Below are 25,297 nucleotides of genomic sequence, written 5' to 3' on the forward strand. Positions count from 1 at the left end.
TGAATGTAACCGCGGTTGCATTCAGTCTATCATCCTATGCAGAGGGTGTCCGCCCCGGTACGTTCAATAAGTAACAGTGTAGGGTTGAGTGCTGACGTTGGGCGGATTACAAGCGTTGGGATTCAATGATCCAATCCCGCGGATTACATCCGAACCTCTCTCGGAAGCTCGCTGCAAAATGGCTCGGGTTGGAGTACCCTACCATAATCGCTGCATCACACACATTGATTCGTTCCATTTCAAGCAGCTCCTTCGCCTTCTCAAGCCGTTTTTCTTTTAAATATCCGAAGACGGTAGTGCCGAAGAGTTCCTTGAAACCGGCTTTTAGCTTGGAATCACTGATTCCGGCCAGCTTGGACAATTCCAGTAATGACGGGGGCTGCTCCATCCGCTTCTCCAAGATCCCGCTCGCCTCGCGCACTCTCGCGATATCCTCTTTACGCAGCCGAATTCTGCCCCGCTGCGCGGGCACTTCGTCTTCAAACAAGGTTTGCTGGAGCCAGAGGGCAAGCAGCTCCAGAGCTTTTCCTTCCAGGAACATTTTTCGCATCGGTCCGGCAAAGGGATGGGAGCGAATATCCTGCAGAATAGCCTGCACCTTGGGTAATATCGAGTGGTGGAATATGAGATTCTCGCGCCCACCAAGAATCAATGCTGAGCTGTAACGCGCGTGTCCAAGTTCATCCATTAATTCGTCAAATAAAGCTGTAGACAAACGAATTTCACAGATGGCTATTGGCATCCCTGCCGCGTATTTTAGTTCAAGCTGCTGCTCCAGGCCAAATGTAAGGTGGCCAAGACCTGGGGAAATCTGCTCTTGTATTCCCGAATGAAGGATTTCAATATTGCCCTGAATCCAGAAGGTCAGATCGACCATCGGAAGATTGCCGTTGAGCTGCATGGTATGAACGTCCTTCATCTGGCAGTCGGCCATGATAACCTCCATGCCGGGTCTCAGGCGTGTCCGGCTGATGCTGCCGCTTCCTATGGATTCAGGCAGAATGATCCGATCGGTATATCGATCATTTGAGCTGTAAGGGAGAAACGGAGACAAATATCTGTTGTAATGGGAATGAAGCTCTTCATACTGCAGGGACTGCAGGGACTGCAACGTTTGCATGAGTGTTCCCTTTCATAATGTTATATTGTAGGATCGTTTGGTCTCTCCGGCTAAACCGGCTTTCGCTTAATATAATAAGCCATTAAGTGCTGAATTACGACTTTTCCGGCCGCAAAACACGGCACCGCCAGAATAAGACCAATCATTCCGGCCACCTCTCCGCCGACCAGCAGGGCAAAAATAATCAGCAGCGGATGCAGATGCAGTCTCCGTCCGACCACCTGGGGCGAGATCACATTGCTCTCCAGCATCTGGCACAGCGTATTCACTACTGCCACCAGCAGGACAAGGCGCAGGGATAGGGTTGAGGCCATCACAATGGCCGGAGCCGCCCCCAGAAACGGGCCCATGTATGGAACGATGTTGAACACAGCGACTACACAGGCAAACAGCAGCGCGTAAGGCATCCCGATGATGGCATAACCGATATATGCCAGCACGCCTATAATAATACAGACGAGGAACTGTCCGCGGATATAGTTGCCCAGCGCTTCATCAATATCCTTGAGCAGCTTCACAATCGATTTGCGGCGCGAGCGGGGCAGGCAGGAAACTACGGTCCGCTCAAACACTTCAAAGTCCTTGAGAATGTAGAACACGAGAAACGGAACGATAAATGCATTGAACAGCACACCTATCGTTGTCCCGATATTGTCGAGAAAATGTGATATTCCTTTTGCCAGACGTTCCTCCAGCTGAAAAAACCAATTGTTCATCCCCATCTCAACACCGGGCGGGATCAGCCGGGAATTCATATTCTTCATGAGACCTTGCGCATGCAGTGTCATCTCCGGCAGATGTTCGTTCAGCTCCTCAAGCTGCTCGATAAACATCGGTATGAGATTGATGGCAATGACCGCAATTGAAGTCAGGAATACGGCGTAGATGAGAAGAACGGCAACGCTGCGCGGCATCTTCCGTCCCGCCAGCATACTGACCACCGGATTCAGTACATAAGAAATGATCATGGCCGCCAGAAACGGCGCAAGAATCGCTTTTAGAAACTGGAATATCCCCTGCAGCATCGGACGAAGCTGCCACACAAAATACAAAATGATCAGGGTGAGCAGCACTCCGATCATCCAGCGGAACCATTTACTGTGTGACCACTCCTCCATAATATCCCTCCTGATCGTATTCACCTAAGACAGGCATGCAATATCAGTATGTGTGGGAGGGTGACGAAATAACCTTTTTTTCAGACAAAAGTTGTTTTTTTGTTATCCAGCTTCAGTAGATGGTATGGCGGACAGAGTTGGCGCTGGCTAAAATCATATTGTAAAAACGCTTTCATTTTAAGGAGGGATGTTTTTCTATGAAAATGCTGAAAAAATTGTACGGTGCAGGTCTAACTTTGCTGCTTGCCGGATTGCTGGCGGGGGCTCCGTCTGTTTCGGCAGCCACCGTCTTCGATGAACCTCTGACCTACTTCAATTCCGCAACCTGGCAACAAGCCGACGGCTATTCCAATGGCGGTATGTTTAATTGTACCTGGCGCGCAAACAATATCTCGTTTACCAGCGGCGGACAGCTTCGCCTGGCGTTGACCAGCCCCAGCAACAACAAGTTTGACGGTGCAGAATACCGGTCCGTGTACAAGTATGGCTACGGCAAATATGAGGTCAGCATGAAGCCGGCCAAAAACAGCGGAATCGTCTCCTCTTTTTTCACCTATACCGGTCCTTCCGACGGCACCCCCTGGGATGAAATCGATATCGAGTTTCTGGGCAAAGATACCACCAAGGTCCAGTTCAATTATTATACGAACGGCGTTGGCGGTCATGAGAAGATCGTCGATCTTGGCTTTGACGCTTCTCAAAGTTATCATACGTACGCCTTCGACTGGCAGCCGGGGTACATTAAATGGTATGTGGACGGTGCATTGAAGCATACGGCAACGAGCAATATCCCCTCCCAGCCAGGTAAAATTATGATGAATCTCTGGAACGGAGCCGGTGTAGACTCCTGGCTCGGTTCATATAACGGCGCCAATCCGCTGTACGCCTATTACGATTGGCTGAAATATACAAGCAACTAAAAGCGAGTGTTGGACCCTGGCCGCTGAGCATTCCGCGTCTGCCGGGGTCCATTTGCTTCTATTAAAAATCCGTTATCTTCAGAATTTGTTATCCGGATTGACACATTGGTATGGCGGCTGCAGCCGCCATTCAGTACGATAATAGTAAGAAAACATCACAGGAGGAACAGAATTGATACGCAGCAGGTTAATCAAGGCGTCCGCAGCGGTCGCAGCTTTGTCAGCCGCCGTGTGGGGCATATGGGCCTTCGCTTCAGTACCGAAATCCAGCGCCGGAGGCGTGAAGGACGATTTTACAGAGTTCAATACGGAGTTCTGGACCAAAACGGATGGCTATTCCAACGGAGACATGTTCAATTGCACCTGGCGCGGGAACAACATCTCATTTGCCGGTGACGGACTTTTGACCCTGTCGCTCACCAGTACGTCTCCCGGCGAGTTCGACGGTGCGGAGTACCGTTCGCTGGAGAAGTACAGCTATGGCAAGTATGAAATCCGGATGAAGCCGGCGGCCAATCCCGGTGTAGTCTCTTCTTTTTTCACTTATACCGGCCCCTCGGAAGGCGAGCCTTGGGACGAAATCGACATTGAATTTTTGGGTAAAAATACCCGGCAGGTACAGTTGAATTACTTCACGGGTGGCGTGGGGGAGCACGAGAAGGTGATCGACCTCGGTTTTGACGCTTCACAGGAATTTCATTGGTACGGATTCGACTGGAAAAAGGATTCCATTACCTGGTACATCGACGGCCGTCCTGTTCACACGGCGACCGAGAACCTTCCCTCCACTCCGGGCCGCATTATGATGAATCTCTGGAACGGGACAGGCGTGGATTCCTGGCTGGAGCCGTATGACGGAAAAGCCCCGCTCCATGCTTACTATGACCAGTTCCGCTATACTCCGGATCAATCGTCGGGCAAGTAAGAAATTCCGGCGCCTCTCCGACAAGAAACCGCCTTAATCAAGGCGGTTTCTTGTCCCTGCGGCACTCATTGGCGGCTGCGGTCCCAGACGTTGACTTCCGAGGTTTCGGTCAACCCTCCGTAGGCTTTCCATTTGTCGACGAATTCATCGAATTCCACGATGCCGCTGTCCGCGAAGATTATTTTTTGAAAGCTTTTTTGTTCCAGCTTCTTCAGCAGCTCGCCGTCGCTCTTCATCGTCGCGGTTGGCGGTCCCGTGAACTGCTCCTTGCGGGAAGCCTCCTTCTGGCTGAGTAGCACAGGGGCAATGTCCTCCGGAATTTCCTTGATGACTTTGGAGGGAATTCTTGCTCCATCGAAGGTTAGCGTGTAGGAAGCGACCCGGATGCCGCCCAGCGGCAGAGCGGAAGGCATAATTGTCGGCTTGCCGCCCACCATTGCCCAATCATAGTCTTCGGCAAGACCATGGATGAACTCGCCGGTCGAGGTGGCGTAATAATCAAACAAATAATTTTGATAGGTAAAAAAGATTTCCGGATGCTTCATTTTCTTGCTAATCAGAATAGCGCCATTGACAGGCAGGGTGCCCCTTCTCAAGGCCATACCGCCTGGTCCCGAAGGTATGGCGATGGCCTTGACGCGTGCCTGCGGGTCAGCGGCGGTCAGGAAGGACAAGGGCCAGCCACGCATCCAGTACGGACCGGCAATGATGCCGGCCTTGCCGGAGACGAACAGATTGGCGGCGCCCTCTTCATCAAGCCACGCACTGTCGGTGGACAAGTATCCTTGATGCACCCAATGCTTCATGAGTGCAACAGCCTTGCGGGCGCCGGGCTGCACGGACCCGTATTCCAGTGTTCCGTCGCTCATGCGGTTCCACTGCTCAGGAACCGTGCCGAACGCGCCAAAGACCCAACTGCTGTCCCCCATCCAGGTGTTCGGACCGTTGCGGAATCCAACGGCAAGGCCGTAAGTGTCCTTAAGACCATTGCCGTCCGGGTCCCGGTTGACAAAGGCATCCATGACCCGTCCCAGTTCGTCCAGATTCCGCGGCGCGTCCAGATGCAGCTTATCCAGCCAATCCTGGCGGACCCAGAGCAGCGGATCGGAGTTATATTCGTAATCCATGATGGGAATGGCATACTTGCGCCCGTCCCGCACGAAAGTATCCCATGCCGAGGCATCCTCGGCCACAGCCTTCTTCCACACCTTGGAAGCGTACTGTTCAAATAAATCACCGACTTCCATGAATTGCCCGGAGTCGATCAGTTCCTGGATGATGTCGGCATCCCGGGTCGTTACGACATCGGGCATATTGCCTTTGGCCAGTTCAAGCCTCAGCTTGTTGGCATAGGTCTCGGAGGTGCCGGAGATGGTCCAAAGATAACGGATACGGATGCCGAGCCGGTTCTCGGCCCAGATGGTATGCACGTTATGCTCGAGGCTCTCGCCTTTTTTGAAGGTCAGATTGGGGTTCACGGAACCTACCGTATACAGGTCTACAGGAGGATTATATTTGCCCGCCTTGACGTCGAAATGAGGCGCTGTGCTCTCCGGGGAGCCCGCCGGGAGACCTTCGCCGGCGCTGCGGAACGCGCATCCCGACAACGACAAGAGCAGTAGGAATAGCGGTAAACGGATTTTCATGGAACCACCTGCTTTTCGTAATGTTCTGGGGAGCCCAACAAATTGTATCATAATCGTCTTCAGCATCGTATGATACAATTCTTTTATACAGCGAAGTCTTTGAAAAGGATGATCTTATGGCCTGGCGTCCGAACCTATTTATAAAAATGGTTGCGATTCTTATTTCCCTTATTTCAGTCACGCTCTTATTCTACGGATTGTCCTACCGCAAGGATATCGGAGTCATTACGAACCAGATTAAAACGACCGATTTGAATCATCTGGAGTTCCTGACCCAGCAGATGGACAACAATATCAACCAATTGGCAGGCAGCATGTATGCACTTCAGCGAGATCCGACCGTCCGCGACTATGAGCAGATCCGGCAATTGGGCCACCTTATTGATCCCCCTCAGACCATTATGACCGTTCTGGAGAAGCTGTCCCTTCAGACCAGCTCCAGCACATGGGAGAACCGGATTGTCCTGTACAAGCCGCACAGCGGCGAGACCCTGGGGTCGGATTCCTCGCTCTCCTTTGACTCCTCCATACTTGAAAAGCCTTTGCCGGCTGGCTGGGAGTATATTTCGGAGGACAAGGGCAGCGCCGAAGCGGGCTTCCGTCTGCTGCTGTCGGACCCCATCGAGAGAAGAAATGCCCCCCGCGAGGCGGAACTGCTGATGTCGATGTATTTTCCCATATCCAATATTGAGCGGATGTTCGATGCCTACCAATCGCAAAACAAGGGCGACACCTTCCTGTTCCATCCGGCTTTTGGGATAATCCTCTCCCGCAATACCGACCGGAAAATGGCGAAGCGGATTGTGGCAACGCTGACTCCTTCAACCGGACAAGGGACCTCGGACATCTTCAGTCTCAAGGAAGGCAGCTTTCTTGTCAGCTCGGTTCCATCTTCGGCCATTAACTGGCAGGTTGTGCATTATTCGCCGCTGAAGCAGATTCTTCAGCCGATCCGCAGCAGCCGTTATTCCTTCCTGACGGGATCGGCCATACTGCTGGTGATGAGCCTGCTGTTCTCGCTGCAGCTCTATCGTCAAGTACAGCGTCCGGTAAGCCTCTTGCTGCGTTCCCTCAACAGAATGAAGGAAGGACGCTGGTCTACCCGTATTCATACCAAGACCAATCCCGAGTTCACGATGCTCAACGAGGAGTTCAATGAAATGGCTGAGAAGATTCAATTGCTGATTGAACAGGTCTATCTGGAGCAGCTCCGGGCCAAGGACGCCCACCTCAAGCAGCTTCAATCGCAGATCAATCCGCATTTTCTCTACAATTGCCTATTCTTTATCAAGAGCAAGGCTGTTGTCGGCGATACGGATTCAGTGGAGGCCATGGCGCTTAATCTAGGCGAGTACTACCGTTATATCACCAAAGTCGACCATTCTCTCACCACCCTTCAGGAAGAACTGAAGCTGCTGGAGAACTACCTGGAAATACAGAATTTGCGGAAACAGCGCATCTGCTATGAGATGGATATCGCCGATGATCTGCTGGGCCTGAACATTCCCCGGCTGCTGATTCAGCCCTTGGTCGAGAACAGCATTATTCATGGCATTGAGAAAAAAATCGGCCAAGGCTCTATTCGGATCACCGCCAGCCAAACGCAAGAAATGGTCACCGTCACTGTTGAAGACAATGGAGCCGGCATGACCGATGAGGCGATTGCTGCTCTGCATGTTAGAATGTCTGAATCGACGCGCGAGGACGGAGGCTGCGGGCTATGGAATATCCAGCAGCGCCTCAAATCTTATTATGGCGATTCTTCCGGCCTTCTGATCGCTCCTTCATCTGACGGCGGCCTAAAAATCACTCTCCGCATGGAGAAGAAAGAGGAACCCTATGCACCAAATTCTGCTGGTTGACGACGAACCCTACGTCGTCGATGACCTATCCATCTCGCTTCCTTGGGCAGAAATGGGATTCGAACAGGTTCATAAAGCTTATTCGGGTTACGAGGCGCTGGAACTGCTTCAGCGCTATCCTATCGATATTGTAGTTACTGACATCAATATGCCGGAAATCTCGGGCATCGAACTGATTGCCTCTATCCGCAGCCGCTGGAAGCATATCCGGGTAGTTATGCTGACCGGTTATGCTGAGTTCGAATATGCCCGCAAGGCGATAGAGGAGCAAGCCAGCGCCTACTTGCTTAAGCCGATTGCCAATGACCAGTTGATCGCCGTGATCGCGAGGCTTCAGGAAGAGCTGCGCGGCGAATGGGAGACATGGTCCTCCTATCAGCGGACGATGCAGACCTTCCGCGAGCATCTTCCGCTCCTGCGGGACCGCCTGCTCGGGGAGCTGCTGCAGGGACGGAAGCTGCCTAAGCCGCAACTGGAAGAACGGCTGGCACAGTTCGATCTGCCGCTCTCAACCGACCTGCCGGTATGCCTCGCAGTGGTCAGACCGGAGGAATTCTTCCGGCGCCAGGACATGCGCAGCATGCTGCTGTTCGAATATGCGATTATCAATATCGCACAGGAGCTGTTCCAAGACCGTTTCCGCATCTGGTCCTGCAAAGATGTGCATGATTATCTCGTATTTCTGCTGCAGCCCAAGGATGATATTGAACCCGGCGGCAATCCGGGCGATGATGTCGCCCAGGCAGCCTATCAGTTGCAGAACCATGTCGGCACGCTGATTGGAGGCGGCCTCTCCGTGGTGACTACAGGCTGGGGAAGCTTCCCCGACCAGGTCTACACGCTCTATCAATCAGCCATCTCGGCCATCCGCCAGCATATCGGCAGCGAAACAGGCATCTATCTGGACGCAACGGATAACAGCGGCCCCCAGCCTGTGGAGATTCTGCAGCCGCTCTATGAGCCTCCGCTGTTCTTTCATATGTTCGAAGCAAACAACTGGCAGGGCATCGAGGACAAGCTGAATGCCATCGCTTCGGAGCTGGCCCGAAATCCGGACCGTTCACTGGAGCATATCCACGAAGCCCGTCTGCATCTGGAGACGGCATTCTATTATTTTGCCCATAAGAACAACAAAATGCTGAGCGAGATTGTCGGCAATCCGCTGCTGGAGCAGGCCCCCTTTCAGACGCCGGACAAGCTGCGGGAATGGGCGCTGGAGGTCATCGCTTTGCTGAGAGAGCATTTCGAATCAGAACGCCGGGACAGCCGCACCGTCCTGATTCGGAACGTCCATGAATATATCAACAGCAATCTCCACTATGTCTCACTCCAGACCATCGCCGATCATGTCCAGATGCATCCGGTCTACCTGTCCAAAATGTACAAGCTGGAGACAGGCAAGCGAATCAGCGACTATATCAGCCAGGTAAAGATGGAAAAAGCGGCGTATCTGCTGATCCATACGCCGCTGAAAATTTATGAAGTTTCCGCCGAACTTGGCTACTCCAACGCCCATTATTTTATTAAGCTCTTCAAGGAATACGCCGGTATGACCCCGCATGAGTTCCGCGATCGGTCGTTGTAACGCCCTTAACCTTCAAATCGCAGCTCTACCTCATGGGCGAGCCCGTCATCTGCGGTCGGCACAAGCCCTTCCTCCAGCGTCCGGCCATCCAGCGTCAGACGGGCTGTGCCGTCCTGCATCCGGCGGAAGCCCTCCGGCTTGCTGATCCGGATCCGGTAGGAGGAGCTGCCAAGCTTCAGCGTATAGGCGAATTCTGTCTGCTCCTCCCGCAGGATCGGATTGAGCGCAATGCCCTGCGCCGTATATTCAATCCCAAGCGCTTCCATCAGCGAGAGGGTGAGCCAGGTCGAGGTACCGCTTAGCATCGGACCAATGTTCTCACCGGTCTCGCTGTTATTGTATTGGGTGCAGAATCTCGGATTCCCGCAGATGGCGAACGGATCTTCCATCGTCTTAAACGGCATGATCCGGTCCAGCAGCCAATAGCCGAAGCGGCCCAGTTCAGCGGCAAGTCCCGCATCCGACACTTCCTTGGCTCCCTTAAACATCGCTGAAGCGGCCATCATGCAGGCATGCTTAAACACACCGCCGTTTTCCCGGTCGCCCGGAAAGTATTCGTCCGAAGCCGTGTGGGAGGACACCCGGCCCAGTGCAACAGGCGAGACCAGCTTCAATCCAAAAGGAGTCATGAGATGCGACTTCATAGTGTCCAGCATCACCGAGATCTGTGCTTCATCCGCACAGCCGGCCAGGATGCTCCAACTGAAGGAATTCAGGAAGTAAGAACCGTCGGACGCCGGATCTGAAGACAGACCGTCCCCGGCAGCTCCCAAATACGTGTATTCGCCGTTGGCATATCGGTTGAACAGAACGCGAGCGAAGAAGTTATCCTTCCAGGCATGATATTGAATACGTCCCCGCAGCTCTGCTCCAAAGCGGTCCAGCTCCGCGGCATAGTCCTGCTCTCCCTTCCGGGCGGCCAGTATGGACAGTTCATCTACCGCCACCTTCAGCAGGAAGGCGTTCATAACGCTCTCGGAATAATCGCTTTCCAGCGAATCCCCGAAGACTCCGCCTGCCTGCAGCTGCTTCCGGTATAGCTCTTCCTTGGCCGGACCGTTCAGATACGTATCATCCAGCTTCAGACAGTCGTTCCAGTCTGCGAAGTCCAGCAAGGGCAGACCGTGGCGGCCGATCGAAATCTGCCCCGAATAGACAATAATTGCCTTGAGTGTCTCGAAGACCGGCCGGCTGGTTTCTTGTCCCGCCACGGGGCAGGACTCATCCAGGAACTCAAGATCTCCTGTGAGCATGACATAGCGGTAGACGGCTTGAACAAGCCATAACGCGTCGTCGGACCATTTGCCCGGCTCTTTGCCGACCCAGAAGAAATTGTGATACGCATAGCCCAGCTCGAACACCATGCCGGTCCATTCTTTAAGCAGACTTTTCACCAGAGCGCTTCGGCCCATACCGACAAAATAATACATCGAAGCGTACAAATCCTGGATTTCGCGGAAGCCAATTTCCCTATACCCCTTTTGTGTCTGGCAAAAGGAACGGGAGACGAACGTTTGGTAGAGCACCTGAAACGGCAGGTTGCGGTTGACAAACACATCGAAGTTCCCGTCACCGGAGGATACCTGCAGGAACTTGCCATAATCCCGCACGAAGCCGGACGACTCGGCCAACGCCGATTCCGCCGCACTGCGCTTGGAGAACCGGGCGACCAGCGCCCCCACTTCGTCCGCCAGCACCGTGTCGTTCCAAGGCGCGCCGCTCTTGTCGGAGACAAGTCCGGTCAATTGGTCAACCGTTGCCGCGCTTCCGGCAGGAACATGGATCTCGCCGGCTACGGCGAAGAAGCCCGGTCCCTTGCGGTGCAGAATACTGCTCAGCTTAAGCGCTCCAGCCGGCCGGTGCAGCGAGCCTGTACCGACGAATTCATTGTAGCTGACGCAGTATTCGCGCGGCAGCACCGGCCCGCCTTCTCCATGCACGATCATCGTGTGGAAACGCAGATCGTGACGGCCGCCTTCCGGATAATAATCGGGACTGATAGCCGCCACAGCTCCCGATTCATCCTGAAGCACGCCGCCTTGCATGATGACATTGCTGTACAGCACATCCTCGAACAGCGCCCCCGGAGCGGCGGAACCGAACATCCCCGTATAGACAATCCGAAGACGGCGGTCAGCTTCTCCGCGGTTCACAACCTCAATCCGCTGCGCTTCGGTCGCCAGAGGCAACCCTTCGGAGTGTGGCAGAATAAAGATGGTACGGGTGATCTCCAGACCGCAGCGGGTGCGGTAGCTTATGACGGTTGCATTCTGGGAATGCCGGCAGACCGCCGATTCAATCCCTTCATCTCCGGGGTCTGCGGAATAAAAGATCTGCTTCCCGTCTTCGAACAGATAGAATTGCCGGTTGGCCGGGAAGCCGTTCTCCTCCTGGCGCATATCCCAGCGGGTAGCCAGCACTTGGGTTGCGGCGTGCGAGCGGAAGCTGCCGCCGCCGAACCGGTCAACCACGCTCTTGGGCGTGGTCTGGAGCGGATGGGGAAACTGCAGGCGGTTGCCCAGCAGCAGATTAACCGCGAAATGCGGACCCGGAACGGGTGAACGCAAATCAACTACATGCTCACCCTCAGCGTTAAGCGCTCCGGCCCAGCCCGGTGCAGCTTGCAGCTGCGCCAGAGCCTCGCTTGCCGTTGCCTCCGGGATCTGGACCGTCTGTTCCTGCCTTCCGGCATGCCGGATATAGAGCGACAGTTCTGTTCCCTCGCTGTTTACGGTGAACAGCGCGGACGCGCCGGCTTCAGCCGGCAGCAGCGCAGCCACGGCGGGCAGCTTGAGCAGCTCCTGAATGGCAGGCAGCCGAAGCGGCAAACCTGCTATCCCTACAGCCCCACGGCGTTCCGAATCGGTAAAGAGGGCGCTAACGTTCGCGCCGGTGCCAATCCGGTCGGCAAACACTTGTCTCAGGATATCTTCGGCCGAAGCCTTTGTTTCTCTTGCGGTAGTAAGTTTCAGCATTATAGCTCTCACCTTTCCTGTCATATTGCGGATCAGCCCTTCACGGCCCCCGCAGTCATACCGCTAATAAAGTATTTCTGCGTCATGAAAAATATCACCATTACCGGCACTGTTACAACAGTGGAAGCCGCCATCAGCAGATCATAGCGTGTGTTGTACTGGCCGACAAACAGGCGGATTCCCACTGGAATCGTCTGTACATCCGAACTGGTCGTGAGTACCCAGGCGAAGAGAAGCTCATCCCACGCCGTAAGGAAAATAAAGATACCGGTCGCAATAATGCCGGGCACAGACAGCGGCAGAATAATTTTGTAAAAGGCCTGGAATTTCGAGCAGCCGTCAATTGACGCCGACTCCTCCAGATCTCTTGGAATGGAGACAAAGAAACCGCGCATGATCCAGATACTGATCGGGGTATAGAACGCCGTATAGACGAGAATCATTCCCCAGTACGTGTTGATCATCGGCAAACCGAACGTATTCTTAATCCACAGGAACATCAGATAAATCGGGAACAGGAACATAATGCCCGGAATAAGCTGGGTGGATATGATACTCATGCTGAACAGCTTCGATCCCGGAAAATCAAACCGGGCCAGCGCATATCCCGCCAGCACGGCAAAAGAACCGGCAAGCAGGGTCGTTACGCCGCAGATCAGAAGGCTGTTGCGGAAATATACGGCGAAATTGACCGTATCCCACATGTTGATATAATTGACCCACTGCGGCTTCGGCAAGCTGAAGGTAGTGATGCCGTTCAAAATCTGGTCATTCGAGTGCAGAGAGGTAAAAATCATCCACAGAATCGGAAATACCGTCACGACTACGATGAACCAGGTCAATGAAGTCAGCAGAAACGAAGAGACAGAACGTTTACGGTGTGTACTCATTGGGCATTCAACTCCGTTCTAAAGGCACGATACCAAACGCCGACTACCATCAGCATTACGAACATCAGCATCATGGAAGCGGCAGAACCGGAACCAAATGACCAGTAGCCGAAGGATTGGCGGGTTAAGGCCGTCATCAGCAGATCTCCCCACTCCCCCGGATACCCGGCACCGTTGCCAAACATCGTGGAAACGATATTGTAGGAGTAGACATTATTGATGATTTGGAACAAAAGCTGTACCGCAATAACCGGCTTGAGCATCGGCAGCGTCATGTTCCAAAACTGGCGGAACTTGCTGGCACCGTCAATGGTCGCCGCTTCGTAGATATCATCGGGAATGGTCTGCAGTCCAGCCAGAAAAATAACCATCAGGAACGGCCAGCCTCGCCAGATGGTCGGGATAATGATTGCCCAGATGGTATTCGGTCCCAGCAGCCAGAAGGGCTTCTCCGAGAAGATGTGCAGAACATCGACCAGAATATAGTTAATAATACCGTTCTGCTGCCACATGAAGCCCCAGAGCACGCCGACAACATAAGACGGAATGACCCAGGGGAGCAGCATGGCTGTGCGGGCGATGCTGCGGCCGGGAAAATCACGGTTCAGCAGCATGGCCATCATCAGCCCCATAATCATTACACCAATTGTTACGATAACCGCATAAATCGCGGTGTTGCGTATTGCAAAGTTCAACCCCTGGCGGACCGGATTATCGGTGTTGAACAACAAACCGATATAATTGTCCATTCCGACAAACGGGGCCTTCAAGTATTTAACCAGTGTAAATTGGTTCAGCTTCAAAAATGACATCCAGATTCCCTGGAGCATCGGAAGCAAGTGCACCAGCATCATGAAGATGATGGTCGGCACCATCAGCATGTAAGCGAACTTATTATCTTTGACCCGCTTGCGCCACAGCTCTCGCTTGCTTAAAGAGGCTTTTGCGGGAAGCTTATTTTCAGTATGGAGTCCCATCTCGTATCCCTCGCTTTGTTAATGGAAGAAACCGCCGCGCCCTAATCGCGCGGCGGCCTCCCAAAATTCTAGTAGTTATTGATTAATAATCGCTTTGACTTCAGCCGCTGCGGAGTCCAGCTCTTCCTTGACGCTTTCTTCGCTGTATGTGCCCTTCACGCCGGCGACAATATCCCAAACGTTGGCAAAATGCTTTTGCAGTGCAGTTTCCGTAGGTCCCCATTGCGGGATGGACGGATAGGTTCTGCCGTATTTTGTTGCTTCGGAGAATGCTTTCATATTGGCATCAAGATCTGGAGCTTCCAGAAGAGACAATCTGGCAGGAAGCTGGCCGGATACCGCAGCATAGGCTTTTTGTGCTTCATCTCCAGTCAGGTATTTGATAACCTCCCAAGTGGCTTCCTTCTTCTTGGAGCCGCTGAACACCGTCAGCTCGCTGCCGCCGACAAAGGTGGCTTGTCCTTCGGGACCGGCTGGAAGAGGTGCCACAGCGAAGTTTTTCGCTGCCTTCTTGTCATCCATGCCGCCGTTTGCTTTTGGTGTAGCAAAGTTTTTGGCCAGCCACGGTCCGGAGATAATCACTGCCGATTTGCCGTCGCCGAAATCGCTCTCAATCTGCGACGAGTTCTTTTCAAGCGAGGACTTATCGACGAGACCTTCTTGCGCGAGTCCTGTGTAGAACATTACGCCTTTAAGACCTTTCTCTTCGTTGAAGACTACGTTTTTGTTGTCTTCCGAGAGAACGTCGCCGCCTGCAGCCCAGATCCAAGGGAAAATATTATGCACAACGTTCCAGTCGTTTTTGCCCGGAAGTCCCAGTGCAGCGATCTTCTTGCCATCGACTGTTTGCCCGTTGACCGCTTCCAGCGCACTTTTGAAGGAATCCCAATCCTTGAACGCAGTTTCCGTATTTACTCCGGCTTGCTTGAAAACATCCGTCCGGTAGTAAATGGCACGTGCATCCACGAACCACGGCACTCCGTACACCTCGCTGTCGCCCGCGATGGAGGTTGTTTTCCAGATGGCCGGCAGGAAAGCCTCGGCGCCGCCTACATCTGCCACCTTGTCAGTGACTTTGTCAATGCCGCCCATGCTGGCGATGGCCGGCACCCAGGTCGACCCAAGCTGGAGCAGGTCCGGGCCTTCGCCGCTTGTAGCCGCCGTTGTAATCTTCGTCCAAGCAGAACCCCAGTCAAGCACCGTTACCTTGACGGTGACGTTCGGATGCTCCTTCAGGTAGGGATCAAGGGTCTTCAGGAAGTCCTGATCCGGTTTGGGACTGTTCGGCATCACCCAAGCGTTCAGGGTAACCGGTTCTGTGCTTGGAGCTTCAGAAGCCGTAGTCGCGCTGGAATTTTCTTTCTTTCCTCCGTTGTTAGCAGAATTAGATTGATTGTTGCTGCCTCCACATCCGCTGACAACTACTGAGAATGCCAGGAGCAGCGCACTAATGGATACTGCTGTCTTTTTCACAATAAATCTCCCCCATTGTCTTTTGAAGATCTCGGAGAACGGTTGCCCGTCCTCCATAGTTTGATTATAAAAGCGTTTCTTGCCGGTCTAAATACCAAATCCCAAGCCTGGATAACAAATTATAAAGCTTGTCTCAAGGTGCAGCTACCGTTCCGTTGTTCATCAACACAATATCATCGACGTTTACCGCGAGATGTCCTGTGCCGCCATCCTTAATATTTCCCAGCTCGAACGAGATGCGGCCGATGGATGTGCTGCCTCCGGCAACGTCGAATTCCAGGGTATAGTCGGTGTATTCCGTTCCAAGATCGACGATTTTATTCGCATACCCATGCCAGGTGTAGTTGTTCGCGACATCCAGCCAGCCAATGCTGATGTTCATTTTGCGTGGTGCTCCTGCTTTGGCTTTGAAGGTGAGCGTATAATGATTGCCTTCGTTGTAGGCTACTCCCTCATAATAGATCTGCCGATCCCAACTGTTCGTTCCTGTGGAACCAACCTGCATTTGCAGCGACCCATCCACATTGTCAATGGACAACTCGCCATTGTCAGAGGAATAGCTGCTCCAGCCCTTAAGCGGAGCGGAGAAGTCTCCGTTAGGGATCAGATTCTCTCCATACGCCTCTCCAGCCATCACCGGACTTACCTGAATCAGTGAAATGTTGCTCAGCTTAACTGTGTGTTCTCCCAATTCCTCGGAAATCTTGCCCAGACTAAACTGAAGCAGGGCATCAGGATCGCTTGCCGGAGCGGTGAACAGGTATTCATAATGTCCGCCGCTTTCGCTCAGGCTCACTTTCTCATTCGTATAAGCCGTCCAATCTTTGTCCACAGAGCCGTCATGCTGGACCAGCACCCGAATCGATCTGGCTATCGAGGAATCCGCATCGAAGCGAAGCAGATACTTCTTGCCTTGCTCTACCGGTATTGCCCCTTGTTTCACCTGTACGTTCCAGTCCTCTTCACCGGTGCCCCCAAGGTCAACCCGCAGCGCTCCATACACAGCTTTCATAACGGTATTCTTCACTGGAGCATCGTCCCAGTCCTTCTTGAACAGCGTCCAGCCTTCAGTGGAATCACCCTTGAGGCTGCCGTTCATCACCAGTTCGCGGGAAAGATCCAGCCAAGCCAGATTGTAGCCGCTGCCGCCAAGACGGAAATAATAGCTTCCCGCAGGCAGCTCCAGCGGCGCCCCGATGATAGCGCGGTAGGATTGAACGCCTCCGGTATCTCCAATTGCAATGCTATAGACAGATGCCGTCACCACACTGTGCTTGCTGGCATCCAGAACGGACAGCTCCAGCTCCGAATCCGCATGTACACTGGATACCCGGGCTACCGGAATAATGCTGGCCGCCTGAGGAAGAACCACTTTGTATTCGACATAGTCACCCTTGTCCATATCGGTGGTGTCCTTGCCACCCTCTCCGCTTGGGACCAGACTGATTCCCGATGATCTCCAGTACTGATCTCCCCGCAGATGCAGGTAGCTGTTGAGTACAGGTGGATTCACCATCCGGACCAGACGCACATTGTCAATTTCGGTCTGTCCGGCAGTCTGGCCGAGCAGGAACGACAATGAACCTTCAGTACCGGTCGCGCCGGATAGCGCTATTTCCGCTGTATAGCTCTTCCACTCCGGCGTCAGATTGAACGTTGCCCCGTCAGGATAGACAGTATTTCCACCGCTGTTCTCCAGCTTGATTCCAACCGGCTGCGCCTTATCGGATCTAGCGTCGAAGGCGAGTTGATAGACCCCTTCTGCTGACATAGGTATGCCTGTCTGGGTAAGCGTCACATCCTCCGGAGATCCGCCGGTGTGGCTGACGTCTGCCCTGAACTCCCGTTTCATGAGCGGCAGCTCCAGAGCATTGGTTACGCTAGCCTGCGCTACTGCTCCTGCGTCTGGCTTAACGGCAAATGCCCAATAGCCCAGACGCCCTTCTCCCAGCTCGAAACCTCCATTATAAATAAGGTTGCCATCAGCAAGTGGTGTACGCACCACCGGCAGCGGCTCCGTCTCTACCACTCGAACATTGGCGAAATAGGCTGCAATGTCATTCAGACCGAGATTGAACTCGAAGCGGACATTGTTGTCAGTAGCCTGCACCATGTTGAAGGTGTATTCGAACGATTGCCAGTCCGGCGTAAGCTGGAAATTGCGTTCCTTGGAATACGCCGTCCATCCACCGCCAAATTCAGTCAGCTTGCTCATCACCGGACGAGTTACGTCCGCTTTAGCGTCGAATGTTATCTTGTAGGCTTTACCCTTCTCCACTAGAAGTGGCTTCTGGGTTAGCTGAATGGAATAATTTTTGGTTCCCCCATCTTTGACGGCAACCTTGACCACCTTGCCCTTATCCTTATCCTCAATGACTGAGGATGTAGCTGCTCCGCCTGCGTTCTCAATTAGCTCCCAATATTTAGGCAACCCGTCGGCAGCTATATCGCCTTTGAAATCTCCGTTATAGATCTGATTTCCATCTGCAAGAGCTGGGCGCTGCGGAGCCGAGGTCTCAGGCTTCGTTGGCCGCTTGCCCGTTACGTCCGGCCATTGATCCAGCTTGTTATACTTGTAGACCCGGACATAATCGACATACATCTTGTCCGACTTGAAGTTTGCTGCCGGATCACCCGGCCAGTCGCCGCCCACTGCCAAATTGAGAATCATATAGAATGGACGGTCAAACGGTGCAGGGTACGTAAAGTAATCCGGCTGGCCTTCAGCCTTCGTTCCCCAATCGCTTGTTTCGAAATACATTTTATCATCCACGTAATACCGAATCAGGCCCGGAAGCCATTCAAGTGTGAAGTTATGATAATCATCAGCAAAGGTTTTGCCTTCCGGCAGAATATAGGTTTTAGACTGGGACATATGTGGAATGTCGTAATGAATCGAGCCATGAACCGTTCTCGGGTAGAGATCAGCTTTCGCTGTATCACCGGCAACCGGTCCTGTCAATTCCATAATGTCCATCTCGCCGCTTCCCGGCCAAGGTCCGTACTGCTTCTCATCATCGGTTGGCATCATCCAAATGGCGGGCCACATCCCCTGCTGAATCGGCAGCTTGGCGCGTACCGTGAATTTGCCGTAAGTCCAGTCGCCCTTCATCTTGGAGGTCAGCTTAGCGGAAGTATACTCTTTCCCGCCGTAAGCTTCCTTCCGCGCTTCCAGTGCCAGTACCCCCTGTCCGCTCTCGGTTTCGAGCGAAGCATTGTCCGGATGATAATATTCCAATTCGTTGTTGTATACCGTTCCGGTATCCTGAACATTCCATTTAGCCTGGTCAATGGATTGACCGTCGAATTCGTCGTTCCAGACCAATTCCCATTGGTTCTGCTCTGTTGACGGAGTGGATGTCGCCGTTGCACTCGCTGTTGGCGTGGCGCTGGCCGTCGCGGCCGGTGTCGGCGTTGCGGGTACAGGTGTCTCAGGTGCAGGCGTTGGTGCCGCGCCTCCGGCGTTCCCTCCACCCGCTGCGAAGGTAACCACAGCACTTGCCTGAGGCGAGGATACACTGCCCGTCAAGCCGCGAAGTATCTCTCCGGATTTGAGCGCTGTACCGTTAAGCACACTGTCGGCCTGTGTCTCAAGCAAGCCGATTTGCCCCCGGTTCACGATCTCTGATCCGGCAGCACCGGCCCCAACAATCAGGGTATCAACCTTTGAGCCGGCCCCAATCTCTACTTTGGCCGGCCTGGTCAATTCGATCCGGACCGCCGAGCTTCCATCCTCCAGCACGAGCCGCACAGGCGCTTTTGGCTTATCTACGGTCGTCTGCCCCAGGGCAGATTTGCGAAAGATCACCGAATGTCCGCCGCCTCCAGAGATTCGGGTGGTACCCTTCACCTTGATTCCGGAGAACGATACTTCTCCCTCTCCTGTTCCGGCGGTCACATAGAGATTTCCGTTGACCGATCCGCCTTCAATCTGTACACCCGCCCGATTGACAATAACGCTGCCGGACACCTCGCCAATTGAATAGCTGCCTTCGCCCGGACTGACCCACCCGATCATCCGGCCAAGCAGCACAGCCAGCTCAGCTCGGGCCATTGGAGCCTGAGGATTCAGCCTTCCCGCCGAGTCACCGTGAATATAGCCGGCGTCAAGCATAACGCTCACTGCTTCCCGGGCATAGCCGCTGACTGCTGTCCCGTCCGCCTGCGCAGACAGCACAGTCTGGGAGGCAGCCTCCAGACGAAAAGCCCTGCCCAGCATCGTCATTGCTTCCTGTCGCGTTACAGCCGCTCCCGGCTGAAAGCGACCGTCCGTGTAGCCCTTGATTATCCCCGCTGCGTTGACCCCGGCCACATCCTTACCATACCAAGAAGAAGCGCTTACATCGCTGAAAACAGCAATGCCCGGATCTGTATAGCTAAACACCCGGCTCAGTATGACTGCCATCTCTGCGCGGGAGACTGCCCGGCCCGGTTGAAATTGTCCTTGGCCGTCGCCTTGCAGAATCCCGGCGGCTGCCAGTCTGTCTGCCGCCGACGCAGCCCAATGCTGGTTCATATCGGCAAACACTGCCGTTCCGGCTGCAGCAGCGCCGCTTGCGCTTGCGGCTGATCCGGGAAGCCCGTCCATCCCAGCTGCTGCTTGTGCCAGTCCCGTGTTTCCCGGAAGCTGAAGCCCTGACAGCAGCATAACCACAATTAGAAGTTTGGATATTCCTCTACGGTTCACCTAACTATTCCCCCTTGTGCAGATCCTAGTAGAATCCCGGCGTTGCTGCCGGTCGATTTCAGTATAGGTTCTGCTCCCTGCAGGTAACATACCAATTCCTTAGCGCGTATAACAAAGATGCAACTTTCGTAAAAAAAGCAAAAAGCCCAATCCTCAAGCGGCTGCAGCAGCCGCCCAAGGATTGGGCGCGGTGAACCTATGTAACTCTTTTGGAGCATGAACCAGGCTAAGGATCAGGAAGATGCATGGATCTGCGGATAATCCTGGGCAATTTCTTCCCCGGAGAACAGATCGTCAAGCGAACTGAGCGTGCCGTCTTCTTCAACCTGATAAACCGACATTTTCTCGCCGTTAACCGTAAGTTCGATGAAACAGCCCCAGCAATAGAACTGGTGGGAACCGATCTTGCCGATATCCTTGGAGTTGCAGTTTGGACACTTCATATAATACATTCCACCTATCCGTTAACAATATTAATGGCTTTTTGGAGCCGTTCTTCGCTCATCGCGGGAACCAGTACGGAATCCTCCCCAATGGACATTTCTTCAGAACAAGGCAGCCATTTGCGGCCTTCGATCAAATCAGTTACAAGCCCGTCACTGATTTCCAGCGCTACTATTGTGTTTCCCAACTTCTGGTCAAAATAAACATCGGATATTCTTCCAAGTATCGTTCCGGATGCAGTCAGTACCTGCAAATCCTTCAATTTCTTCTTTCCTAAAAGAAAAGTATAGGGTATATGGTCAGTGTCGGCCTTTAGTATCGACTCTTTACTGCGAATCATGACAGCATCTTCGCCATAAGCGACAATATCTTCCCATGCCACAACTTTCACATGACTGGAAAAAAAAGATTTGCTTTCCAGTTCAATACCCGTAATATTCCAGTTTGAATCCAGTACAACATCGACAATTTTGCCGATTTCATTACCTTCTTCAACTTCATATACAGCCAGGCCGATCATATCTTGAAGTTTCATGGCTGCTTTAGTCCCCTCGCTTTGAGTGTACTTTCAAATCACTTATGGTTAAAGAGCCAAATACCAAAACGGATACGAGACCGAAAAAAATCCTAGTCTACACTACGCAACCGTCTCAGGATGGTTTCAACTTTTTCTGCAACAAGCTTTATTTCTTCATTAGTATTACCCAGACCTGTGCTAAAACGAATCGCCGAGTCCAAAACTTCTTCCGGAAGATTCATCGCTTGCAGAACATGCGAAACCTCCAGTGAACCAGAGGTGCAGGCTGAGCCGCTGGCAGCAGCAATCCGCTCCATATCAAGGTTCATCAGCATCACATCGGTCCGGGCTCCCGGAAAACTCACATTCAGAATTCCAGGCAAAAAATGCTGCTCGTTTCCGTTAATCACATAGTTCTGCCGCCCGATACGGCTGTCCAGCTCCTGCAGCAGCACATTCCGCAGCTCAAGCGCTTTATCCTGCCGCCCGTGAAGCCCCTGCACCGCCAGCTCCACCGCTTTGGCAAAACCTGCTGTGCTAGCAAGACTCTCCGTTCCCGCCCGTCTGCCGCGCTCCTGGAGTCCTCCGTGCTGTCTGGAATGCAGCGGTGCACCGCGCCGTACATACAATCCACCGATGCCCTGCGGGCCATTTATTTTATGGGCGGAAAAGCTCATATAATCAACGGGAAGCTCGCGAAGTGTAATGGGAATCATCCCGAGAGCCTGTACAGCATCGACGTGGAACAAAATGCCCCGTTCGGCAGCGAGACGGCCAATCTCTTCTATAGGTTCTACTGTTCCTACCTCATTATTCGCGAACATCACACTGATCAATACCGTATCATCTCGCAAAGCGGCTGCCACATCTGAAAGCGAGACGAGACCTGTCGAATCAACCGGAAGATAGGTAACATCATAGCCCTGCTTCTCCAGTTCTTCGCACGTATGTTGAACGGCATGATGCTCAATTGCTGTGGTGATGATATGTTTGCCCTTCTCTCTGGTAGCAGCTGCAGCTCCAAACAGCGCCAGATTATCGCTCTCCGTGCCTCCGCTGGTGAACACCCATTCATCGGGAGCACAGCCTAAAAAGCCCGCGATGGTATCGCGTGCCCTGTTCACAATCTTTTTGGCGGAACGTCCGAACGTGTGCACACTGGACGCATTGCCGTATTGTTCAAGCAGCATATTGTACATAACCTTGGCCACCTCCGGATGAACCGGGGTTGAGGCGGCGTGGTCCAAATAGATGGGTTTCATGACTAAATTCTCCGCTTCTTGAAATTCAGGATTTTCTTACAGGACTACTCGATTATACTGCTGAATGTCGCCTTTTACCACCTGAGAATAAACACAATATTGTAACAACCTTTAGGGGTCTGTTAGTGGGAATTCCCGCTAAGCCACTCACTTTCCAGCACATTCCAAAGCTTCCAGCCGAGCGGAGAGCTGCTGCTCAGAAATCACTTCAATATTGTTTCTTCTCAGCAGGGCGGACGTTACACCTTGCCCGGGAATTTTCACACCGGCAAATTGTCCGTTATAGATCATCGCACTGCCGCAAGAAGGGCTGTTTTCTTTGAGTACTACGGTGGTGGCTCCGATCTCCCGGGCTTTCTCCAGCGTTTCATAGGCTCCTTTGAGGTACATTTCGGTTACATCATTTCCTGACCGGTCCATTACCCTGGCCTTCCCCTCCAGCACATCCTCCCCGCCGCCGCCGATAATTTCCGCCGGTTCCCTCGGTGTCGAGAATCCGCCAAGCAATTCTGGACACACAGCAACTGCCTTGTTGTTATCCAGCAGTTTTTGAAGGCTTGTATCGAGACAATCCGTGCCGTTGTATCTTACTTTCATTCCTGCGAGACAGGAGCTTACGATAATCATGCGGAATCCTCTCCTTCGTTTCGCTATCATCCGTTTCTTCATTTATAATAATGTGAAATACTCCGAGCATAGCATGAGGGCTACAGCACTGTAAACAAATTCAGACCACATCATAAATGAACCGGGAGGCTAAATCAGCATGTGTGGAAGATACACAATTACCGTAACCATGGATGAGTTGATGCTGCGTTATTTTACGAATGACACCACCATTGTCCACTATGCCCCAAAATATAACGCGGCCCCGATGCAGTATATCCCGGCAGTTATTCATAATGGCAAGCATAATAAGCTTGGGGAATTACGCTGGGGGCTGGTCCCGTCCTGGGCCAAGGATGACAAAAGCGGCAGCAAAATGATCAATGCCCGTGCAGAATCCCTTCTGGAAAAAGCATCCTTCAAAAACCTGGTGAGCTCGCGCCGCTGCGTGATTCCTGCGGACGGCTTCTACGACTGGAAGCCGCAGGAAGGCGGCAAACAGCCGCTGAGAATTACGCTGCGTGACGGGAAGCTTTTTTCCATGGCCGGCTTGTACGATATTTGGATGGATCAGAGCGGCAATAAGCTCAGCACCTGCACAATTATTACTACAGAATCCAACAGCCTGATGGCTGAGATTCATGACCGCATGCCGGTTATCCTCACCTCTGAAGCTGAGACAGCGTGGCTTGACCGGCACAATCATGACGTCCCCGCTCTAATGAAGCTATTGCGGCCATATAATGCAGAGCATATGCGGGCTTATCCCGTCTCACCGGCAGTGGGCAACGTCCGCAACGATTATAAGGAGTTAATTAAAGAAGCATAGCGAAGAATCGCAGCAATGACCCGGATCAAGGGCTTTTTGGGTTTGAAAATTCAATCGCAAGGCAAAAAATCCGCCAGCTTGGGTGCTGGCGGAGACTATTTTAGAGTTAAAGCGATTTAAAGCTTACAGCAGGATTGTCTTAGAGATAATTACCAACAATATAAACAACACGAGTATAGCACCCGTAGAAGTCCACGCTCCGCCGTATCCACCGACATTTTCACTCATAACGATTCCTCCTTAAAAATAGAATACAGCTTAGGGTATGCAGGCATAATCTCTTTGCTTGGGCAATCAGTAAGCTTCCGATAACAACATTAAAATTCATGTTCTTATCCTCAATACCAAGCTGTGTCCATCCTCTAAAATAATTAGGTATCCATCCAAGCTTAACAAGCATAAGGTCTATAAAGATGTTAAGGAGGGATATTATGTCTAACATGTTTGTCGCCCGGTCACTGGAAGAGGTCAGCTTTTGGTCAAGAATTATGAAAGAACATTCCTTGTTTCTAGGATTGGGGTTCCGGGCGGAAGATACAGTCCTGAAACAAGAAGCTAATCACTTTTACCGGATTTTCGAAGACATTGAGAGACGGGTGCATGCTTTCTCCCTTGATACAGACCCTGCAACGATTCACCAATTTAATCAGGAGGTTCATACCGCAGTATGTCACATATGGGCGTTCAAAAGAAAAGTACTTGGCTTAATTCTATGTTGCAAGCTCCCTGGACAAACGAATTTCCCACTTTTAGTGGATCATGTAAGTAGAGAAGCCAATTATTTCAGAAATCGGCTGGAAGAGCTAAACCAAGGCAAATTAGAGCCATTATATGATGCTATTATTGATGAAAATGTATTTTTCTTAAGAATTATGGCCGACCACGCCAAATTTATAGGTCATCTATTAGATCCTTCAGAACGGAAGCTTGTCGAGCAGGCCCGAGAATTCAGTCAAGATTTTGATCAATTATTATTTCAGGCTAGAGATATTGAATCCATGAGACCTCAATCGCAAACCGGTCCAATCTTAACCCAATTTCTTGATCAGAATAGAGTATCAGTGAAATCACTAAGGGATTTTAAGAAAACAGCCCGGGATTTAATCGAACAATGCAGAATTAAAAGCATCATACACCCGCTGCTTGCGGATCACGTTTTCCGTGAAGCAGAGAGATTCTTGGAGATTATTGATATGTTCGAAAACTCTTTAACCGGGAAAGGGAATGCACCAATGATCCACCATTAGCTCCTTCTTGGTACCAAGTTCTTCAGGCTTCAATAGAGCCTTAAATTTCTTTACATACAACATGGGCTTGCTGACAGTTAATGTTCCGGTTTTCCGACAATCACTACCCTCCCGTTCATTAACAAAAAGTCCTGCTGACCATCACGGTAGCAGGGCTTTACTACGCTTTGAAGATGCAGCCATATCCCCCACATTTTGCCCCAGTCCCAAGCCT

19 protein-coding genes are annotated in these 25,297 nt (G+C 52.3%); 6 read left to right on the forward strand and 13 right to left on the reverse strand.

Going from position 1 to position 25,297, the window contains the following annotated elements; genetic code table 11:
• Positions 1-106: 106 nt before the first annotated feature.
• Both H70357_RS26150 and H70357_RS26155 read right to left on the reverse strand, forming a co-directional pair.
• On the reverse strand, positions 107-1,120 hold the full coding sequence (locus H70357_RS26150; protein WP_038595520.1) for a helix-turn-helix transcriptional regulator: 1,014 nt from the start codon (positions 1,118-1,120) through the stop codon (positions 107-109).
• A gap of 50 nt (positions 1,121-1,170) precedes the next feature.
• Entirely contained in the window at positions 1,171-2,238 is a 1,068-nt protein-coding gene (locus H70357_RS26155; protein WP_038595522.1) for an AI-2E family transporter, read from the reverse strand.
• A gap of 203 nt (positions 2,239-2,441) precedes the next feature.
• On the opposite strand from H70357_RS26155, the gene bglS (H70357_RS26160) reads away from it, so the two are divergent.
• On the forward strand, positions 2,442-3,158 hold the full coding sequence (gene bglS / locus H70357_RS26160; RefSeq protein WP_038600501.1) for a beta-glucanase: 717 nt from the start codon (positions 2,442-2,444) through the stop codon (positions 3,156-3,158).
• Between the two features lie 217 nt (positions 3,159-3,375).
• A complete protein-coding gene (gene bglS, locus H70357_RS26165; protein ID WP_442950482.1) occupies positions 3,376-4,083 on the forward strand; it encodes a beta-glucanase in 708 nt (235 codons plus the stop codon).
• Positions 4,084-4,148: 65 nt separating this feature from the next.
• Here bglS (H70357_RS26165) and H70357_RS26170 read toward each other — a convergent pair whose 3' ends face one another.
• On the reverse strand, positions 4,149-5,729 hold the full coding sequence (locus H70357_RS26170) for an extracellular solute-binding protein (protein WP_038595523.1): 1,581 nt from the start codon (positions 5,727-5,729) through the stop codon (positions 4,149-4,151).
• Positions 5,730-5,845: 116 nt separating this feature from the next.
• On the opposite strand from H70357_RS26170, the gene H70357_RS26175 reads away from it, so the two are divergent.
• Together H70357_RS26175 and H70357_RS26180 are read left to right on the forward strand one after the other, a co-directional pair.
• The gene (locus tag H70357_RS26175) at positions 5,846-7,591 is read left to right on the forward strand and encodes a sensor histidine kinase (RefSeq protein WP_052092260.1); all 1,746 of its coding nucleotides are present in this window, start codon (positions 5,846-5,848) and stop codon (positions 7,589-7,591) included.
• Positions 7,569-9,176 (forward strand): response regulator, encoded by a 1,608-nt coding sequence (locus H70357_RS26180; RefSeq protein WP_038595526.1) that lies wholly within the window; start codon positions 7,569-7,571, stop codon positions 9,174-9,176. Before H70357_RS26175 ends, H70357_RS26180 begins: the two co-directional genes overlap by 23 nt.
• Before the next feature lie 5 nt (positions 9,177-9,181).
• Here the strand turns inward: H70357_RS26180 and H70357_RS26185 are convergent, their stop codons facing one another.
• The 9 genes from H70357_RS26185 to H70357_RS26225 form a co-directional block, all read right to left on the reverse strand.
• Positions 9,182-12,151 carry a GH36-type glycosyl hydrolase domain-containing protein gene (locus tag H70357_RS26185; protein ID WP_197073619.1) on the reverse strand — a complete coding sequence of 990 codons (2,970 nt, stop codon included), beginning with the start codon at positions 12,149-12,151 and terminating at the stop codon, positions 9,182-9,184.
• 32 nt (positions 12,152-12,183) lie between these two features.
• Complete coding sequence (locus tag H70357_RS26190) at positions 12,184-13,041, reverse strand: carbohydrate ABC transporter permease (RefSeq protein ID WP_038595527.1); 858 nt, start codon at positions 13,039-13,041, stop codon at positions 12,184-12,186.
• Positions 13,038-14,018: a carbohydrate ABC transporter permease gene (locus H70357_RS26195; protein ID WP_081965936.1), complete on the reverse strand. Its 981-nt coding sequence runs from the start codon at positions 14,016-14,018 to the stop codon at positions 13,038-13,040. The genes H70357_RS26190 and H70357_RS26195 overlap by 4 nt, the downstream gene beginning before the upstream one ends.
• Before the next feature lie 75 nt (positions 14,019-14,093).
• Positions 14,094-15,491 (reverse strand): sugar ABC transporter substrate-binding protein, encoded by a 1,398-nt coding sequence (locus H70357_RS26200; protein WP_052092261.1) that lies wholly within the window; start codon positions 15,489-15,491, stop codon positions 14,094-14,096.
• A 133-nt stretch (positions 15,492-15,624) separates the two neighbouring features.
• Positions 15,625-20,178: a carbohydrate binding domain-containing protein gene (locus H70357_RS26205; RefSeq protein ID WP_052092262.1), complete on the reverse strand. Its 4,554-nt coding sequence runs from the start codon at positions 20,176-20,178 to the stop codon at positions 15,625-15,627.
• 233 nt (positions 20,179-20,411) lie between these two features.
• Positions 20,412-20,621, reverse strand: a complete 210-nt coding sequence (locus H70357_RS26210; RefSeq protein ID WP_020428077.1) for a hypothetical protein — start codon at positions 20,619-20,621, stop codon at positions 20,412-20,414.
• 14 nt (positions 20,622-20,635) lie between these two features.
• Positions 20,636-21,157, reverse strand: coding sequence for a PRC-barrel domain-containing protein (locus H70357_RS26215; RefSeq protein WP_038595530.1), 522 nt, complete (start codon positions 21,155-21,157; stop codon positions 20,636-20,638).
• Positions 21,158-21,249: 92 nt separating this feature from the next.
• Positions 21,250-22,401, reverse strand: coding sequence for a cysteine desulfurase family protein (locus H70357_RS26220; RefSeq protein WP_038595532.1), 1,152 nt, complete (start codon positions 22,399-22,401; stop codon positions 21,250-21,252).
• Between the two features lie 147 nt (positions 22,402-22,548).
• Positions 22,549-23,028, reverse strand: a complete 480-nt coding sequence (locus H70357_RS26225) for a 2-thiouracil desulfurase family protein (protein WP_038595535.1) — start codon at positions 23,026-23,028, stop codon at positions 22,549-22,551.
• Positions 23,029-23,167: 139 nt separating this feature from the next.
• Here H70357_RS26225 and H70357_RS26230 point away from each other — a divergent pair, with 139 nt between their 5' ends.
• On the forward strand, positions 23,168-23,836 hold the full coding sequence (locus H70357_RS26230) for an SOS response-associated peptidase (RefSeq protein ID WP_038595537.1): 669 nt from the start codon (positions 23,168-23,170) through the stop codon (positions 23,834-23,836).
• 123 nt (positions 23,837-23,959) lie between these two features.
• Here the strand turns inward: H70357_RS26230 and H70357_RS36775 are convergent, their stop codons facing one another.
• On the reverse strand, positions 23,960-24,064 hold the full coding sequence (locus tag H70357_RS36775; protein ID WP_218642507.1) for a YjcZ family sporulation protein: 105 nt from the start codon (positions 24,062-24,064) through the stop codon (positions 23,960-23,962).
• A 203-nt stretch (positions 24,065-24,267) separates the two neighbouring features.
• Here H70357_RS36775 and H70357_RS26240 point away from each other — a divergent pair, with 203 nt between their 5' ends.
• Entirely contained in the window at positions 24,268-25,083 is an 816-nt protein-coding gene (locus H70357_RS26240) for a DUF2935 domain-containing protein (protein WP_038595540.1), read from the forward strand.
• Positions 25,084-25,297: the final 214 nt, after the last annotated feature.

It is taken from the genome of Paenibacillus sp. FSL H7-0357 (assembly GCF_000758525.1).
Lineage (GTDB): Bacteria > Bacillota > Bacilli > Paenibacillales > Paenibacillaceae > Paenibacillus_AQ.

Bases quoted from the DNA above. Each gene is read 5' to 3' on its own strand.
- H70357_RS26150 (WP_038595520.1), bottom strand. From the start codon at position 1,120: ATGCAAACGTTGCAGTCCCTGCAGTCCCTGCAGTATGAAGAGCTTCAT.
- H70357_RS26155 (WP_038595522.1), bottom strand. From the start codon at position 2,238: ATGGAGGAGTGGTCACACAGTAAATGGTTCCGCTGGATGATCGGAGTG.
- bglS (WP_038600501.1), top strand. From the start codon at position 2,442: ATGCTGAAAAAATTGTACGGTGCAGGTCTAACTTTGCTGCTTGCCGGA.
- H70357_RS26170 (WP_038595523.1), bottom strand. From the start codon at position 5,729: ATGAAAATCCGTTTACCGCTATTCCTACTGCTCTTGTCGTTGTCGGGA.
- H70357_RS26175 (WP_052092260.1), top strand. From the start codon at position 5,846: ATGGCCTGGCGTCCGAACCTATTTATAAAAATGGTTGCGATTCTTATT.
- H70357_RS26180 (WP_038595526.1), top strand. From the start codon at position 7,569: ATGCACCAAATTCTGCTGGTTGACGACGAACCCTACGTCGTCGATGAC.
- H70357_RS26185 (WP_197073619.1), bottom strand. From the start codon at position 12,151: ATGCTGAAACTTACTACCGCAAGAGAAACAAAGGCTTCGGCCGAAGAT.
- H70357_RS26190 (WP_038595527.1), bottom strand. From the start codon at position 13,041: ATGAGTACACACCGTAAACGTTCTGTCTCTTCGTTTCTGCTGACTTCA.
- H70357_RS26195 (WP_081965936.1), bottom strand. From the start codon at position 14,018: ATGGGACTCCATACTGAAAATAAGCTTCCCGCAAAAGCCTCTTTAAGC.
- H70357_RS26210 (WP_020428077.1), bottom strand. From the start codon at position 20,621: ATGAAGTGTCCAAACTGCAACTCCAAGGATATCGGCAAGATCGGTTCC.
- H70357_RS26215 (WP_038595530.1), bottom strand. From the start codon at position 21,157: ATGAAACTTCAAGATATGATCGGCCTGGCTGTATATGAAGTTGAAGAA.
- H70357_RS26220 (WP_038595532.1), bottom strand. From the start codon at position 22,401: ATGAAACCCATCTATTTGGACCACGCCGCCTCAACCCCGGTTCATCCG.
- H70357_RS26225 (WP_038595535.1), bottom strand. From the start codon at position 23,028: ATGATTATCGTAAGCTCCTGTCTCGCAGGAATGAAAGTAAGATACAAC.
- H70357_RS26230 (WP_038595537.1), top strand. From the start codon at position 23,168: ATGTGTGGAAGATACACAATTACCGTAACCATGGATGAGTTGATGCTG.
- H70357_RS36775 (WP_218642507.1), bottom strand. From the start codon at position 24,064: ATGAGTGAAAATGTCGGTGGATACGGCGGAGCGTGGACTTCTACGGGT.
- H70357_RS26240 (WP_038595540.1), top strand. From the start codon at position 24,268: ATGTCTAACATGTTTGTCGCCCGGTCACTGGAAGAGGTCAGCTTTTGG.